This is a genomic window from Pseudarthrobacter sp. YAF2 (assembly GCF_052113345.1).
GTDB lineage: Bacteria > Actinomycetota > Actinomycetes > Actinomycetales > Micrococcaceae > Arthrobacter.
In genome coordinates, this window is sequence record NZ_JBFRDA010000001.1 from 155,914 (window position 1) to 170,971 (window position 15,058).

The 15,058-nt window shown below is 67.7% G+C and carries 14 protein-coding genes; 6 read left to right on the forward strand and 8 right to left on the reverse strand.

Translation table 11 applies throughout. From position 1 onward, the window contains the following. Positions 1-5 precede the first annotated feature (5 nt). Complete coding sequence (locus AB4Y79_RS00715; protein ID WP_441857794.1) at positions 6-473, reverse strand: hotdog fold thioesterase; 468 nt, start codon at positions 471-473, stop codon at positions 6-8. Between the two features lie 246 nt (positions 474-719). On the opposite strand from AB4Y79_RS00715, the gene pta reads away from it, so the two are divergent. Next, complete coding sequence (gene pta, locus AB4Y79_RS00720) at positions 720-2,789, forward strand: phosphate acetyltransferase (protein WP_441857797.1); 2,070 nt, start codon at positions 720-722, stop codon at positions 2,787-2,789. Between the two features lie 57 nt (positions 2,790-2,846). Here the strand turns inward: pta and AB4Y79_RS00725 are convergent, their stop codons facing one another. Beyond that, the gene (locus AB4Y79_RS00725) at positions 2,847-3,140 is read right to left on the reverse strand and encodes a hypothetical protein (protein ID WP_441857800.1); all 294 of its coding nucleotides are present in this window, start codon (positions 3,138-3,140) and stop codon (positions 2,847-2,849) included. Positions 3,141-3,279: 139 nt separating this feature from the next. Here AB4Y79_RS00725 and AB4Y79_RS00730 point away from each other — a divergent pair, with 139 nt between their 5' ends. Further along, positions 3,280-4,443, forward strand: a complete 1,164-nt coding sequence (locus AB4Y79_RS00730; protein WP_441857802.1) for an acetate kinase — start codon at positions 3,280-3,282, stop codon at positions 4,441-4,443. A 46-nt stretch (positions 4,444-4,489) separates the two neighbouring features. Here the strand turns inward: AB4Y79_RS00730 and AB4Y79_RS00735 are convergent, their stop codons facing one another. Next, a complete protein-coding gene (locus AB4Y79_RS00735) occupies positions 4,490-5,632 on the reverse strand; it encodes a TRAP transporter substrate-binding protein (RefSeq protein WP_441857805.1) in 1,143 nt (380 codons plus the stop codon). A 132-nt stretch (positions 5,633-5,764) separates the two neighbouring features. Between AB4Y79_RS00735 and AB4Y79_RS00740 the strand changes: the two genes are divergently transcribed. Then, the gene (locus tag AB4Y79_RS00740; protein WP_441857807.1) at positions 5,765-6,343 is read left to right on the forward strand and encodes a GNAT family N-acetyltransferase; all 579 of its coding nucleotides are present in this window, start codon (positions 5,765-5,767) and stop codon (positions 6,341-6,343) included. Here the strand turns inward: AB4Y79_RS00740 and AB4Y79_RS00745 are convergent. Together AB4Y79_RS00745 and AB4Y79_RS00750 are read right to left on the reverse strand one after the other, a co-directional pair. Beyond that, complete coding sequence (locus tag AB4Y79_RS00745) at positions 6,327-7,523, reverse strand: NAD(P)/FAD-dependent oxidoreductase (RefSeq protein ID WP_441857809.1); 1,197 nt, start codon at positions 7,521-7,523, stop codon at positions 6,327-6,329. The two genes, AB4Y79_RS00740 and AB4Y79_RS00745, sit on opposite strands and share 17 nt — an antisense overlap. A 4-nt stretch (positions 7,524-7,527) precedes the next feature. Continuing rightward, on the reverse strand, positions 7,528-7,734 hold the full coding sequence (locus tag AB4Y79_RS00750; protein ID WP_441857812.1) for a DUF2945 domain-containing protein: 207 nt from the start codon (positions 7,732-7,734) through the stop codon (positions 7,528-7,530). Between the two features lie 162 nt (positions 7,735-7,896). On the opposite strand from AB4Y79_RS00750, the gene AB4Y79_RS00755 reads away from it, so the two are divergent. Next, entirely contained in the window at positions 7,897-8,349 is a 453-nt protein-coding gene (locus tag AB4Y79_RS00755; protein WP_441857814.1) for an SRPBCC family protein, read from the forward strand. Positions 8,350-8,417: 68 nt separating this feature from the next. On the opposite strand, the gene AB4Y79_RS00760 is transcribed toward AB4Y79_RS00755, so the two are convergent. Next, a complete protein-coding gene (locus tag AB4Y79_RS00760; protein ID WP_441857817.1) occupies positions 8,418-10,640 on the reverse strand; it encodes a S9 family peptidase in 2,223 nt (740 codons plus the stop codon). Between the two features lie 149 nt (positions 10,641-10,789). On the opposite strand from AB4Y79_RS00760, the gene AB4Y79_RS00765 reads away from it, so the two are divergent. Together AB4Y79_RS00765 and AB4Y79_RS00770 are read left to right on the forward strand one after the other, a co-directional pair. Continuing rightward, the gene (locus tag AB4Y79_RS00765) at positions 10,790-11,359 is read left to right on the forward strand and encodes a hypothetical protein (RefSeq protein ID WP_441857820.1); all 570 of its coding nucleotides are present in this window, start codon (positions 10,790-10,792) and stop codon (positions 11,357-11,359) included. 10 nt (positions 11,360-11,369) lie between these two features. Further along, a complete protein-coding gene (locus tag AB4Y79_RS00770) occupies positions 11,370-12,965 on the forward strand; it encodes an FAD-dependent monooxygenase (protein WP_441857822.1) in 1,596 nt (531 codons plus the stop codon). A 369-nt stretch (positions 12,966-13,334) separates the two neighbouring features. Here the strand turns inward: AB4Y79_RS00770 and AB4Y79_RS00775 are convergent, their stop codons facing one another. Both AB4Y79_RS00775 and AB4Y79_RS00780 read right to left on the reverse strand, forming a co-directional pair. Next, complete coding sequence (locus tag AB4Y79_RS00775) at positions 13,335-14,252, reverse strand: NAD(P)H-hydrate dehydratase (RefSeq protein ID WP_441857825.1); 918 nt, start codon at positions 14,250-14,252, stop codon at positions 13,335-13,337. Next, complete coding sequence (locus AB4Y79_RS00780) at positions 14,236-15,057, reverse strand: histidine phosphatase family protein (protein WP_441857827.1); 822 nt, start codon at positions 15,055-15,057, stop codon at positions 14,236-14,238. The genes AB4Y79_RS00775 and AB4Y79_RS00780 overlap by 17 nt, the downstream gene beginning before the upstream one ends. Between the last annotated feature and the right edge of the window lies 1 nt (position 15,058).

Genomic DNA, 15,058 nt, shown 5'->3' on the forward strand with positions numbered 1-15,058 from the left:
TTGTCCTACTTCTTGGGGATGGTGCGGCTGCGTCCGCGGAACTCGGCGATGAGTTCGCCCGGGGAGCTGGGCTGGGTTTCGGAGGCCGGGGCGGCATCGGCGGCAAAGATCTGGATGTCGTACAGGCCGCTGCGCCCGGCACTTGAGCGGCGGTCCGCGACGGCGGTGAGCACCTGGCCGCGGAAGGCGGGCTTGAGGAAGTTGATGTCGACGCCGGACGCCACAGTGATGTTGTTTTCCTCGCCCGGTGCGGGCTGGATGGGGTTGCACGCGAGGGCGAAAGCGGTGTCGCCGAAGGCGAAGATCATTCCGCCGTGGGCCATGCCGAAGCCGTTGAGCATTTCCTGCCGGAGCGTCATCCGGATGGTGGCGTGCCCGTCGCTGAGGCCGAGGACCTCGATGCCCATCCATTCGGAGGCATAGTCGTTGTCCAGGAGGGGGTGGGGGGCCCCGGAAAGTGCTGCTTCAGCCATGCGTCATTGCCTCCAGCTTTATTTACCGAATGTTCATTAGGTAATCCCATGAGGGGGTCCGGTGTCAAGGGCCGTAGCGCACGGCGGCGGCCGCCCGCCAGATTCATCGACAGCTCCCTATCTGCCTTTTTGGGGGCTGAAAACGGCAGTTACGGAGCAGTCGATGGGGGTCGGGGTGCCCATCACGTTGCCGCGAAGTGCAAGGATGGGAGGACCGGCACCAGCAAGAACAGCAAAGGGCGGACCATGGCCAAAGGCATCTACGTCAGCGCAACCACCCCCGGCTCGGGCAAGTCCCTGGTGGCGCTCGGCCTGGCGGACACCCTGCACCGGCATGCGGACAGGATCGGCTTCTTCAAACCGGTGGTCCACGGCCCCTCGTCCGCGGATGACCCCATGGTGGCGCTGATGAAAGCCCGCTTCGCGCTGCAGGATGAGCGGTGCCGCGGCGGCCTGACGTATGCGGAAGTCCGTGGGCTTCTCGCGGAAGGAAACCGGGCCGAGATTGATGCCAGGTGCGTTGAAATCTTCGCGGACATCGCCCGGCACTGCGACGTGGTGATTGTGGAGGGGACGGACTTGGTGGGCCAGGACTCCGCCGTCGAGTTCGACCTCAATGCCCGGCTGGCCAACAACCTGGCCACGCCCGTGGTGGCCGTGGTGGGGGCCAAAGGGCGGACTGTCGCCGAAACTGCCGCCGCCGTCGAAGTTGCCCGCAAGGAACTTGCCGCCGAACGGTGCTCGCTGCTGGCCATCATGGTCAACAGGGCCGACGCCGAAGACCTGGACGCCATCGCGGCGGCGCTGAAACCGGGAGCCTCCGGCCGGCCCGTGTACATCCTGCCCGAACTGGAAGAGATCGCCCGGCCCACCACGGGCGAGGTGGCAACGGCCCTGCGTGTCCGGCAGATCGCCGGAATCCCGGACATGGAACGCGACGTCAAGGACATCAAAGTAGCCGCGATGAACGTGGGCAACTTCCTGAACGTGCTGGATGAAGGCGCCCTGGTGATCGTGCCGGGGGACCGGGCTGATGTGATGGTGGCCTGCCTGGCATCCTCCTTCTCACCCGAGTTTCCCGTGGCCTCAGCGCTGATCCTCACCGGCGGCCTGGCACCGGACGCCAACATCTATCCGCTCCTGGCGCAGGCGCCGTTCCCGGTGTTCGCCACCGAAGACGACACCTACCAGACCGCCCGCCGGGTCTCCGAGGTCCGCAGCGAGATCTGGTCCGGGCACCGCCGCAAGGTGGCCTCCGCGCTGGGCCTCTGGTCCCGTAGGGTGGACGAGGCCGAACTGGTGGAGCGCCTGCACCTGCCGCGGGCGGAACGGATGACCCCGCTGCGGTTCCTGCACGACCTCATCGAGCGCGCCCGGGCCCAGCGCCGCCATGTGGTCCTGCCGGAGGGCACGGACGTCCGCATCCTGCGCGCGGCGGAGATCCTGCACCGGCGGGACGTCTGCGACCTCACCCTCCTCGGGCCTGAGTCCGACGTCCGCGAGCTGGCAGCAGCCAACGGCATCGACCTGTCCGGTATCAACGTCATCGATCCTGCAACCTCCGAGCTGCGGCAGAAGTTCGCGGAGAAGTACGCCGAGCTGAGGGCCCACAAGGGCGTTGACCTGGCCAAGGCACTGGAAATCATGCAGGACGTCAGCTACTTCGGCACCATGATGGTCCAGCTGGGCGTGGTGGACGGCATGGTGTCCGGCGCCGCGCACACCACCGCGCACACCATCCGGCCCGCCCTGGAGTTCGTGAAGACCCGCGAGGGCGTGAAGATCGTGTCCTCTGTGTTCCTGATGCTCATGCCGGACCGGGTGCTGGTGTACGGGGACTGCGCCGTGAACCCGGACCCGAACGTTGAGCAGCTGGCGGACATTGCCCTGGCCTCGGCCGAGACTGCCGCCCAGTTTGGAGTGGAGCCGCGGGTGGCCATGCTCTCGTATTCGACCGGCGGCTCGGGGTCCGGCGAGGCGGTGGACGAGGTGCGTCAAGCCACCGAGCTGGTGCGGGCCCGGCGGCCGGACCTGGCGGTGGAGGGGCCCATCCAGTACGACGCCGCCGTGGACGCCTCCATCGCAGCGTCCAAGATGCCCGGCTCCACCGTGGCCGGCCAGGCAACGGTGTTCATCTTCCCGGACCTGAATACCGGCAACAATACGTACAAGGCGGTGCAGCAAAGCTCCGGCGCCGTCGCCGTGGGGCCGGTCCTCCAGGGGCTGCGGAAACCGGTCAACGACCTCTCCCGCGGCTGCACCGTGGAGGACATCGTCAACACCGTGGCCATCACCGCCATCCAGGCGCAGGCCTGACAAAGGTCGACGGCGGCACCCCGGTGGGTGCCGCCGTCGACCTTTGCTGAGGGAAGCCTAGCTGTTGTCCGGTTTGGCGGGGCTCTCCGGGTCCTCCTGCTTTGCGGGTTCGTCGGAGAGGCCCTGCGGGGTCAGGTCGAGGTCCTCGGTGTTCTCCGGAGCCTCAGGCGCTTCACCGGTTTCGGCTGCCTTGAGGTTGCCGGTATCGTCCAGGGCCGGGTTGGCCCCCTCCACAACGGTGGGGTCCTTCTTCCCGGAGCCGGAACCGGAGCCTGCATTGAGCGGGGCGGTGCTGCTGGATCCCGTGTTGGTGGGGTCGTTCTCGTCGATCGAAGTGGGCTCGTTCGTCATGGAATTGTCCTCTCGGCGTGGTCCAGCCTTATCCGCCGACCATAGGCACAGCGGGGTCCGATCCGCAAGGAAAAGGCCGATGAGGCGCGCCACCTATAGTGGGGTTTGAACTGCAGACGCCAGGCTGAGGAGGCCCCGCATGCTCGTGCTCGTCATTAACTCCGGCTCGTCCTCCCTGAAGTACCAGGTCCGCGACGTGGCCGCCGGGACGGTCCTCACCGAGGGGCTGATCGAGAAGATCGGCATGGGCAACGGCGGCGGCGGTGACGGCGGGATCGAGGGTCCGCGGGATCATGCGGAGGCGCTGGAACAGGTGGACGCGGCCATCCACCAGGAACTAGGCGACCTCGAGCTCGGCGCGGTGGGCCACCGGGTGGTCCACGGCGGTGAGCGGTTCGCCGAACCCGTGCTGATCGACAACGAGATCACCCGCGCCATCGAACGCCTCAACCCGCTGGCGCCGCTGCACAACCCGGCCAACGTCCTGGGCATCCGTGCCATCACCAAAAAGTGGCCCTCGATGCCGCAGGTGGCCGTCTTCGACACCGCCTTCCACCGCACCCTGCCCGAGTATGCCTGGCGCTACGCCGTCCCCGATGAGCTCTATACCAACCACGGGATCCGCCGGTACGGCTTCCACGGCACCTCGCACGAATACGTAGCCCGCCGGACAGCAGCACTGCTGGACCTCCCAACGGAGGAGTTCGACGGCGTCATCGCCCACCTGGGCAACGGCGCCTCCGTGACGGCCATCCGCGGCGGACGGTCCGTGGACACCTCCATGGGCTTCACCCCGCTCGAAGGCCTGGTGATGGGCACCCGCTCGGGCGACCTGGACCCCTCCATCCTGGTGTTCCTGGGACGCGCCGGATGGACGCCGGAGGACATCGACTCCATGCTGAACCGGGAATCAGGGCTGAAGGGCCTGGCCGGCAACAACGACATGCGCTCCGTGGTGGAAGCCGCCGAAGCCGGCGACGCCAAAGCCTCCATGGCGCTGGCGGTGGCGTCATACCGGCTGGCCAAGTACATCGGTGGCTACCACGTGGCAGTGGGCGGGGCCAAGGCAGTGGTGTTTACCGCGGGCATTGGTGAGAATTCCGCCCAGTTCCGGGCTCTGGTGGCGGACCGGCTGGGCGCCTTGGGCATAGAGCTCGACGCCGGCCTGAACGCCGGGCGCTCAAAGGAACCACGCATGATTTCCACGCCGTCCTCCGCGATTCCCGTCCTGGTGGTTCCCACGGACGAGGAACGCGCGATCGCCGAGGCGACGGCCGCCGTCGTCGGGTCGGCTGCTTCCTGAAGTCTCTTCACCGCGGGAAATTCCTCGACGGCAGCGCCTCCAGGCCTCAGTAGGTGTCGAAGTCGCATGGCTGAACGGCAGGATCGCCCGGTGTTCTTGCGGCCAGATCACGGAACCGTGCAATGAGGTTCCTGGTATCTGCGTCCTGTTCGAGGACGCGGTAGACCTGGGCTGCTGCATCGCGGAAGGCCGCGATCTGCTGGTCCGTTGCCAAGACCACTTTGCCGCCGTTCTCGCAGTACTTCCGTGCCTCACTTGAGAGCGGTGAGAGGAGCGAGGAGGCCCAGTCCCTGGTGGCGTCCGCTGCCTCCTGGAGAACCTGCTGCTCCTCCTCTGTCAGGGCCGCCTTTGCTTTGTCATTGATCACCAGGGTGCTGATCTTCGAGTGCAGGACAAGGTTTCCAGTGGCGATAGCGTGCCCGGTCCTGTTCAAGGCTCGCGGCAGATTCGAGGCGTAGGCCATCGACGATTCTGCGCCACCTACCGTTCCGGACTCAACTTCTTCACCGAATTCCTGGTCAGCCAGGTCCCTGGGTACCGCGCCAAGGGACTCCAGGACTGCGTAATTAGTGGCGGACAGGGGAGCCCTGATCACCATTCCCTTGATATCCGCCAAGGTGAGGATTGGCACGGTAAAGGAGAACAGCACCCGAGGCCCGTCCGGAAACAGCACCAACCCCGAAACACCTGAATCCTTGAGGCCCGCCAGCATTCCGCGCGCATAATCCGGCTTGACCACCTCGCTGATCATGGCGCTGGAGGTCACCAGGAAGGGTGCGGAGAGTGCCCGGAAGGCCAGGACGCCCTCCGTGTCCCAGGTTCGTGCAGGAACGACAGCCATCTCCAGGTCACCACTTATCACCCGCTTGGCGATACGCTGGTCCCAGCCTCCTTCAGCATCCCCTCCAGCCCTGTAAACCGGTTCAATAACCAAGCCCCCGCCCGAGAGGTCTTCTACCTGCCGGGCAAATTCCTCGATCTGTCCGCGGGTGGGCACATTCGCATCGTCCTGGGTGCCGAGCCGGAGCACTTTGGGTCTGGGATTTGCCGTGGTCGCTGCCTGGGTTGGGTCCTCCGTGGAGTCCCGGTAGGTGCACGACGCTGCGGCCAGCAGCATGCCGAACGCGAGGATGGCTGCCCAAAGGTTTGCCGACTTCACTATGGCCACCACTTTCGGGGAACGGGACATGTGAAAATACGGGCGCCAGCAGGCCGTACGCGAACCGTACTCCCGGCGGTGCGGCGGAGCAAGAGCCAACCCAGCCCGCGGGGGTGACTGCCGCCGTCGTTCTTCAGCGGGACGGTGGCGTAGCCTCGATCCATGCCCGAGATATCCCTTCCCATCCGGACCGAACGGCTGGTCCTGCGGCGCTTCGAAGGAAGCGACCTGGACGCCTTCCACGCCTACCATCGCCTGCCGGAGACCGCCCGGTTCCTGCCCGGGCTGGCCAAGAGCTACACCAAGTCCATGGAGTCTGTGGGCAAGTACGCCAACTTCGTGTACGAAAAGGAGGGCGACTGGATCTGCCTGGCCATCGAGGGCAAGGAGGAGGCGGGCCTCCTGGGTGAAGTGGTGCTCAAGTGGCTCCCGGGCCGCGGCCAGGCGGAGGTGGGCTGGTCGATGGCACCGCAGGCGCGCGGCAAGGGGTACGCCACCGAGGCGGCAGCGGCGGTCCTGGACCTGGGCTTCGGGGAGCTCGGCCTGCACAGGATCGAGGCGCGGCTGGACGAACTCAACACCGCCTCCGCCGGCATCTGCCAGCGATTGGGGATGCGGCTGGAAGCGCGGCATGTGGACAAGTGGTTCTACAAAGACCTGTGGGCCACCGAACTGGTCTACGCCATCCTTGCCGATGAATGGCGCGTCGGTTCACAGGCGGGCTTTAAGCCCGGCCCTTGAGGATCAGGTTCCAGTAGATCTTCGGGAACAGATCCCGGTCCACCATCCAGGAGAGCCTGCTTTCATTCCAGGTGGGGACCTGTGGGATGGTGGGCTTGATCCGGTACTGATCGTCGAATTCGGCGAAGACCACGGTGTCCCGCGACACCGTGAACGGGCACACGGAGTAGCCGTCATATTTCGCCCGCAGCGGCTTGCCTTTCCGGGCAGCCACCAGGTTCCTGGCCAGCACCTTGGTCTGCTTGCGTAGCGACCCGCCGGACTTGGAGTTGGTGGTGCCCGCGGCGTCGCCCAAGGACCACACATTGGGGTAGCGGAGGTGCCGGAGCGTCTGACGGTCCACTTCCACGAAGCCCCCGGAGTCGCCGGCGGCCGGCAGGTCCGTGGCCTTGAGCCAGTCCGGGGCCGACTGCGGCGGGACGGCGTTGAGGACGTCATACTCCAGGTCGTCGGTGGTGTTTGCGGCATGGTCGCGGATGGTGGCCCTGCGCCCGCCGGCGTTGACGGCAATCAGTTCGCTGTTGGTCCGCAGCTCGATCCCGTACTCGGCGATCTTCCGGTCCAGTTCCCGGTCCACTTCCGGAACCCCGAACACGGTGGGATACGGCTGGACCATCACCACGCGGATGTTGTCCAGGACCCCCTGTTCCCGCCAGTAGTCGCAGGCAAGGTACATGGGTTTCTGGGCGGCCCCGCCGCACTTGATGGGACCCGCCGGCATGGTGAAGATGGCGGTGCCGGAGGTCATGGCACTGAGCAGCGTCCAGGCTTTGGGGGCAAGCTCGAAATCGTAGTGGGATGCGCCGTTCGGCGAGTGAACGGCCTCGGCCATCCCCGGCACCGCGTCCCAGTCATACTGGAGCCCGGGGCAGGCCACCAGCTGCCCGTAGCCAACGGTGGCCCCGGATTCCAGGGTGACCGTGTTGGCGTTGGCGTCCACGTCCACCGCCGCGTCCCGGATCCAGGTGACGCCCCGCGGTGTCACCGACTCCTGGGACCGGATGGCCTCCTGGGCCTTCGCCCGCCCACCCGCGATATGGGAGAACAAAGGTTGGTAAAGATGGTGGTCCTTGGGCTCGATGACCGCAACGTCCTTCACGCCGTAGCGCTGCAACCTGGCCGCCAGCGAGATGCCGGCGTTGCCGCCGCCGATGATCACTACCTCGTGCCGGGCAGCCACTGGACTACTTTTTCTCGGTCAGGGCGGAGGCTTTGTGCGCCGCCCGGACACCGGTCTTTGCCGATTCCACCACGTACTGCGGCTCATCCTCGCTGGCGCGGTGCGTGTTGCCGTCGAGTTCGAAATCGCTGGTCTTCTTTTCCACGATCCTGCCGTGGGTCTTGCCCTGTGAGGTGTTCCACTCCACGTGCGTTCCCTTGCTCAGTGACATGCCCGCTCCTCTGGTATCGCTGCGGAAAACAAGTGCCACACAATAGTAAGCATGATTAGCTTATTGGTGAATTGACAGGGATCCGGCAGCGGTCCAAGCTGGCGCTGTGCCTACCTGCCGGCCGAGCCGCGCCGGCACCAGGCGCTGTTCCAGGAGATCACGATGCCAGTAGTAGAAGAATCCGTTGTCATCGCCCGGCCGCCGCAGGAAGTCTTCGATTTCCTGTCAAAGTTCGACAACACCGCGGCCTACGATTCCTCGGTTACCGCCTCTGAGCAGGTGGGGGACGGCCCGGTGGGGATGGGAACCCGGGGTCGGGGAACGAGCAAGATCATGGGGCGCCGGTTCGACTGGACCGTCGAGGTGGTGGAGTTAGATCCGCCCAGGCGGTTGGTGTCCCGCTCCGTTGAGGGAAAGCTGAACTTCACGGTGGCGTTCACCCTGGAACCGGCCGATGGCGGGACCCGCGTCACCCAGCGGATTGACGCCGACTCCGGTTTGGGCGGCATCTTTGGCAAGATCGCCGACCCGCTGGTGGAGCGCGCCCAGGGACGCACCGTCCGCGCCAACCTTGAAACACTCGCCGAATGGCTGGTGGAGCACCCGCAAACCTGAAGCCCTGCCTGCTGCCCCGAGGGCGAAGGAAAGCGTACGACGGCGGGACGCGCCCGCCGTCGTACGTTTCAGTCCTGCTTCAGGCCGGCTCCGGGCAGCAGTTCTGTTGCGCCCAGGGAATCGGCGATGAAGGCGTAGTCCCAGGCCCTCTCGCGCCACTGCACGTACCGTCCGGACGCGCCGCCGTGGCCACCGTCCATCTCGATCTTCATCACGATAGGTTCGGACCCCGTGGTCTTGTTCCGCAGTTCCTGCACCCACTTGGCCGGCTCCACGTACAGGACCCGGGTGTCGTTGAAGGACGTCACGGCGGCGATCCTTGGGTAGGCCACCTCCCGCACATTCTCGTAGGGGGAGTAGGACTTCATGTAGGCGTAGGCCTGGGGGTCCGTGATCGGATTGCCCCATTCCTCCCACTCCAGGGCGGACAGCGGCAGGTCCGGATCCAGGATGCTGGTGAGCGGATCCACAAACGGCACCTGCGCCACGATCGCCGCGTACTTCTCCGGCGCCATGTTGGCCACCGCGCCCATCAGCAGGCCGCCGGCCGAACCACCCAAGGCCGCGATCCGGGCCGGATCCACCCAGCCGGAGTGCGCCAGCCAGTCCGTGGCGTCAATGAAATCGGTGAAGGTGTTCTTCTTGGTGAGCTTCTTGCCGTCCTCGTACCAGTGCCGGCCCAGCTCGCCCCCGCCACGGATGTGCGCGATCACGAACACCACGCCCCGGTCCAGCAGCGACAGCCGGGCGATGCCGAATCCCGGGTCCATGCTCATCTCGTAGGAGCCGTACCCGTACACCAGGCCCGCCGCCGTCGCGTCCCGCCTGACGCTCTTGTGCCGCAGGACCGACAGTGGGATGCGCGTGCCGTCGCCGGCGGTGGCCCATTCCCGCGCGGCCACGTAATCGCTTCCGTCATACCCGCCCAGCACCGGGCTTTCCTTGCGCAGCAGCAGTTCCCCGGCGGGCTGTTCGGGGGTGGGGAGGACGAAGTCGTAGATGCGCGACGGCGTGAAGTAGGACGTGTAACCCAGCCGGATCACGGGGGCGTCGTAGTCAGAGCCGCCCACCCCGGCGGTGTACAGCTCCTCATCGAAAGCCGGCTCCACGGGCGCCTGCTGCGCGGCGGTGCCCAGCCCGGCCAGCCCCATCACCTGGACGCGCTCGATGGTGTCCTTGCGAATGGAGACGATGAGGTGGGTGGAGGTGACGCCCGCGCCGTTGACGCGGACGTCGTCGGAATGTTCGACGACGGTCTGCCAGGCCTGTTCGGCCAGCGGCTTGTGCAGCTCGGCCGGGTCCGCCAGGGAGACCATGGAGTTGATGGCGCCGCGGTTGTGGGTGAGCAGGATCTTTTCTTCACCGTCCAACAGGAACGGTTCTGCCTCGTAGAGGACGCGTTCCTCCCGCGAAATGACGGTGCTGACCGTTGCGGTGGGGTCCTCGAAACGGAGCAGCCGGGTCTCGCTGTACTCCGAGCATCCGATGCCGAGCACCAGGTACCGCCGGTCCGCCGAGAGCTCGAAGCCCAGCCACATCGCGGGGTCGTCCTCCTGGTACACCACGGTGTCGTCGGCCACGGATGTGCCCAGGACGTGGGACTTCACCTGGTAGGGGCGCCAGGACTCGTCCACCACGGTGTAGAAGAGGCGGGTGCCGTCCGGGGAGAAGGAGACGCCGTAGAAGATGTTCTCGATGACGTCCGGCAGCAGCGCGCCGGTGCGGAGGTCCTTGATCCGGAGAATGAAGCGCTCATCGCCGGAGTTGTCCACCGCGTAGGCGTAGAGGTGGCCGTCGATGGTGACGGCGGTGCCGCCCACCGAGAAGAATGGCTTGCCCTCTGCCTCCACGTTGCCGTCGAGCAGGACTTCCTCGCCCGGGATGCCCACGCCGGCCTCCACGGCCGGCGGAGTCCAGTCGGCCACCTTGTCCCCGGTGTCCTGTGCCTTCACCCGGCAATGGATGCCATATTCCTTGCCCTCCGCCGAGCGGCTGAAGTACCACCAGCCGTCCTTCCGGTGCGGGACGGAAAGGTCGGTTTCCTGCGTGCGGCCCTTGATCTCCTGGAAAATGGCCTCGCGGAGCGGCTCCTGCTGGGCGGTGACCGCTTCCTGGTACTCGTTTTCGGCCCGCAGGTGCGCCACCACCTCCGGTGATTCCTTGTCCCTGAGCCACTCGTAGTTGTCCACGAAGGTCTCCCCGTGGTGGGTGCGTTCGGTGGGGATCTTCTTGGCAACCGGGGGCGCCGGGACGGCCGTGGGGGTGGAATCCTGCAGCGGGGTGGAGGTCATGGATTCAATATATAGACCAGCCCCGGGAAGTCCGCAGGGCGTTCGCTACCGGGGGAGAGCGGGGCACTGCCCGTACGGGACGAAAGACTCTGGGCCGCCTGCGGTGGTTCCCCGCACGCTGGAGGGATCCCTGCAGGAAAGGCGACGCCATGTCCTTTGAATCCGGTCCGGCTCCCCGGGCCAAATCCTGGCTGGCCGTGGCCAAATGCGTGGGCACGTCCGCCGCCATGCTGGCCCGCAGGCAGGTGCACCTGCCTGCGGAGAACGAGGGCCGGATGCTGCGGTTCGCGGACGGGAGCACTGCGCGGGTCTACCGGGAGACCGCCGTCGCCCGCCAGCCGGCCATGGAGCCCTGCGTACTGGTGGTCACCTTCACCCTGCGCCTGGTGCGTGGCCGGGCGCACAGGTTTTTCGAGGCCGAAAGCCTCCTGAACACCCCGCTGTTCGTGGGGTTCCCGGGGTTCGTCTCCAAGTTGTGGTGCGCCCACGATACGTTCGGGGCCTACCGGGGTTTGTATGAGTGGGATGGCGCCGAACGGGCGCGCAGTTACGCCGCCGCCCTCTGGCGGGTCCTGGAACTTGTCAGCGTCCCCGGTTCCATCAGCTACAAAGTCCTCCCCGGCCTGCGCCGGGATGAGGTCCTGGCCGACCCCGCCCGGATGCAAGCGGCGTCCCATCCGGAACACGCCTGGTGGCGGCTCCTTCCCGCCGGAGGATGACCAGGCCGGCATGGCACATGGACAAGGGCCGACGCCGTACACCGACGTCTTAGTGGTCGGCGCGGGTCCCGCCGGGCTCGCCACGGCCCTCCAGGCACATGCGCATGGCGCCTCGGTCCGGGTGGTGGACCGCCGCCCGCTTCGTGTCCGCCCGTCCCGGGCGATGATGCTCCATGCCCGCGCACTGGAAGGGCTGCGGCCGCTGGGAGTCACCGGAGAGCTGCTCCGCCGCGCCGACACTGCCCCGGCTGCGCGCATCCACCTGGGCCGGCGAGTTGTCGAAGCCCGGCTGGGCCACGCGGACCTCCCGGACACCGCCTTTCCGCACCTGACGCTGGTCCGGCAGGCCGACGTCGAGGACGTGCTGTGGCAGGCGCTCCAGGCGCGCGGCGTGCCGGTGGACTGGGGCGTGGAATTCCGCGGGCTCGGGCGCGGCGGCCTGCAACCCGGAGACGGCGTGGTCCGGGCGGAGCTTTGCCGGGCCGGCGGCGGCCAGGAAGAGCACGTTTCCCGGTTCCTAGCCGGCTGTGACGGGCAGTCCAGCACTGTCCGCGGCGTCACGGGCGCCCGATGGGAGGGTGGTCCCTACCGGGTGGAGGCTGTCCTGGCCGACCTGGAACTTGACGGGACCCTTGACCCGGGGATGCTGCACGTCGCCGTGGGCGGTGCCGGGCTGGCCTTCGTTTTCGCCCTGGGGGAGGGGGCAACCTGGCGGCTGCTGGCCACCCGGCCCGCCAACCCGCAACCCGATGCCTTGTTCGGCCAGTTGGGGCCGGCCGTTCCGCCGGAGGAGGTGGCACGGCTGGTCCGGGAGTCGGGCCTGGGCGCCGCTGTCCGGGACGTCCGCTGGTCGGCGCAGGTCCCGCTTCAACACCGCATCGCAAGTACCTTTGGCGGCGATCCCGTCTTCCTGGCCGGCGACGCCGCGCACGCCCATTCTCCGGCCGGCGGGCAGGGCATGAACAACGGCATCCTCGACGCCCTCAACCTCGGCTGGAAGCTCGGCTTCGCGTCGACGGCCAGCGGGGCCCTCCCGGATTTGCTCAGCACGTATGGCCAGGAGCGCCGGCTCGCAGCCCGGCGGGTACTTGCCCTGACGCACATCATCTTTTTTGGCGAGGCCTCGCCACACCCTGCCGCCCGGCTGGCCCGGAGCCTCCTTCCCGCGGTCGCGCCGGTCCTGCCGTTGTTGCTGCGCCGGCAGTGGCTCACGTCCAAGGGCATCCGGCTGCTGGCCCAGCCGTTCGTGCGGTACCGGAGCAGTGCCATCTCCCGCGATGGCACGCCCCGGTCCGGCCGGTGGCCCCGGCCCGGCGAACGGCTGCCCGACGCACCGGCCTCGGTGGAGGGATGTGTGGGGCGCCTGCATGATCTGACCGCGGTGCCGGGGGTCCACATCTTGCTGGAGCGCGACGCCGACAGAGATGCCTTCGGTGCCGGCCTGGCGCTGCCGGGACACAGCCCCCTGATCCATGTCCATCGGCTCACCAGCCATCCGGGCCGGGGCGTGGTTGCCGTGCGCCCGGACGGGTATGTCGGCTTCCGCTGCGGGGAGGCGGACCCGGGCCAGGTGGGGGACTGGCTGCGGCTGGTAGGTGGTTGCTGACGGGCGGCAGGGGTATCCTGTTCAGTTCAAGGCACATCCGCCCAGCCTGAGAGGGGAAGTTCCATGACCATCCCGCCAGTGCACGAACCTGAGCCGTTTCCGCCCGAACCCGGACCGGAACCCACGTCCCCGGATCCCACCCAGCCCCGTCCGCCGGGGCCGCCGTCGCCGAATCCGTTCCCTGCGCCGCCGGCGCCCGGACCACTGCCCGTCCCGGATCCGGGCCCGGCGCCGCTCCGGCCGGACCCCACCAGGGACTGACCGCCACAGCGCCAGACAGCGCATCGGCAGCTGAGGCCCGTACTTCCCAACACGATGGCCCCCGGCTTCGGCCCGGGGGCCATCCGCGTGCCCGGCGCCCCGCTGGGATCAGGTGGCCAGTTCCAGCATCAAGGCAGGCATTTCATCGGCGAGTTCGCGGGCCAGGAACCCCAGCGGGCCCAGCCTGCTGGCCAGCCGGTCCGCGGCGGCCGCATGCAGGTGCGTCCCCCAGCACGCGGCCTGCGCTCCGGTGGTTCCCCTCGCCCGGAGCCCGGCGATGGCTCCGGCCAACACATCGCCGCTGCCGGAGGTGCCCAGGCCGCCGTAGCCCGTGGTGATCTTCCACAAGCCCGGCTCATCCGCGTTCAGCCCGGGCGGCTGCGTGATCACGCCCTGGCAGCTGACCACGGCATCGAACCTGGCCGAGATTTCGGCCAGGTCCTTTTCGAGGTTGTCGACGTTCCGGCCCAGCAAAATCCCGGCTTCCGTGGGGTTCGGTGTGAGGATGAGCCTGCCCCGCCACGGGCCCAACTGGTCCTCAAGCGGCACCAGCGCGCCCAGCGCGAAGGCATCAAGGACGACGGCGGCGCCCCCTTCCGGGCCACCGTCACTGCTGCCCTCGCGTGTGAGCAGAGCCGCCAGCAATTCACCCGTGAGGTCCAGGTCATCAAGGCCGGGCCCCACCAGGATGGTGTCCGCCCGGTCCAGACCGGAGGTGATGCGTTCCAGCTCCGGCTTGACCGAGCCTGCCGGAGTCTCCGGCAGGCCCACCGTCCCGCATTCGGGGAGTGCCACGCCCATTTGGACGGCCACCGACTCGGCAACGGCCAGCGTGAGCTTTCCGGCGCCGGCGCGCAGGGCGGAGAGTCCCGCCAGCAGGGCTGCGCCGGGGGTGGCCCGGGCGCCGCCGACCACCAGTACCGACCCGCGGGAGTATTTGTCGGCGCCGGGTGCCGGCAGCGGCCACTCGCGCAGGAGCGAAGGCGTGACCAGGGTGGTGCCGGCTGCGTCACTGGGGCCGGACACTGGTGTCTCCCGCATGCTCGGTGACAGCGACGCCCTGCTCGGCCAGGTGGTCGGCCACGTTGAAGCTTTCCAGGGTCCAGGGCCCCTCGCCGGAGGGGCGCACGAACCTGGTCACCGAGGCGTTAAGGATGGCTTGGGTGGCCGCAAGGTCCAGCAGTTCCTTCTCGCTGAGTCCTTCCAGCACGTACCGGAACAGCATGATCACGGCGTCATGGCACACCAGCATGACCCGGTGGCCCGTGCCCAGTCCATTCAGCTCTGCCAACACGGACCGCAGCCGGAGCGCCACGTCCGCCCAGGATTCCCCTCCCGGCGGCCGGTAATACAGTTTGCCCAGCCAGTCCCGCCGTTCGGCTTCGCCGGGGTAGCGGTTCTCCACGCCCAGCCGGGTCAGCCGGTCCAGGATGCCCAGTTCGCGGTCCCGGAGCCGTTCATCAGTACGCACCTGCAGCGGCCAGCCCGCTGTTTCCACGGCGATTTCAGCGGTTTGCCGTGCGCGCGCATACGGCGAGGAGACAACAGCATCGGGACGGAACTCCGCCGCGATCCGGGCCAGCGCAATACCCAGCGCCTTGGCCTGGTCCCTGCCGGTACCGGAGAGGTTCACATCGGCATCGCGGGCGGGAACATCGATGACCTCCACTCCGGCGTCATGCGCCTCGGTGGCGGCAACGTTGCCTTCGCTCTCACCGTGCCTGATCAGGAGCAGCTCCACAGCTCCGGCTGCCCGGACGGCCGCTGTCAGACCGTCGTCGCCGGACGAACTTTCGTCCGAAAGACCCGTGTTTGGAGAATCGCCGTTCAAG

Excerpts from the sequence above, each read along its gene's own strand:
- AB4Y79_RS00715 (WP_441857794.1), bottom strand. The coding sequence starts at position 473 with ATGGCTGAAGCAGCACTTTCCGGGGCCCCCCACCCCCTCCTGGACAAC.
- pta (WP_441857797.1), top strand. The coding sequence starts at position 720 with ATGGCCAAAGGCATCTACGTCAGCGCAACCACCCCCGGCTCGGGCAAG.
- AB4Y79_RS00725 (WP_441857800.1), bottom strand. The coding sequence starts at position 3,140 with ATGACGAACGAGCCCACTTCGATCGACGAGAACGACCCCACCAACACG.
- AB4Y79_RS00730 (WP_441857802.1), top strand. The coding sequence starts at position 3,280 with ATGCTCGTGCTCGTCATTAACTCCGGCTCGTCCTCCCTGAAGTACCAG.
- AB4Y79_RS00735 (WP_441857805.1), bottom strand. The coding sequence starts at position 5,632 with ATGTCCCGTTCCCCGAAAGTGGTGGCCATAGTGAAGTCGGCAAACCTT.
- AB4Y79_RS00740 (WP_441857807.1), top strand. The coding sequence starts at position 5,765 with ATGCCCGAGATATCCCTTCCCATCCGGACCGAACGGCTGGTCCTGCGG.
- AB4Y79_RS00750 (WP_441857812.1), bottom strand. The coding sequence starts at position 7,734 with ATGTCACTGAGCAAGGGAACGCACGTGGAGTGGAACACCTCACAGGGC.
- AB4Y79_RS00755 (WP_441857814.1), top strand. The coding sequence starts at position 7,897 with ATGCCAGTAGTAGAAGAATCCGTTGTCATCGCCCGGCCGCCGCAGGAA.
- AB4Y79_RS00760 (WP_441857817.1), bottom strand. The coding sequence starts at position 10,640 with ATGACCTCCACCCCGCTGCAGGATTCCACCCCCACGGCCGTCCCGGCG.
- AB4Y79_RS00765 (WP_441857820.1), top strand. The coding sequence starts at position 10,790 with ATGTCCTTTGAATCCGGTCCGGCTCCCCGGGCCAAATCCTGGCTGGCC.
- AB4Y79_RS00770 (WP_441857822.1), top strand. The coding sequence starts at position 11,370 with ATGGCACATGGACAAGGGCCGACGCCGTACACCGACGTCTTAGTGGTC.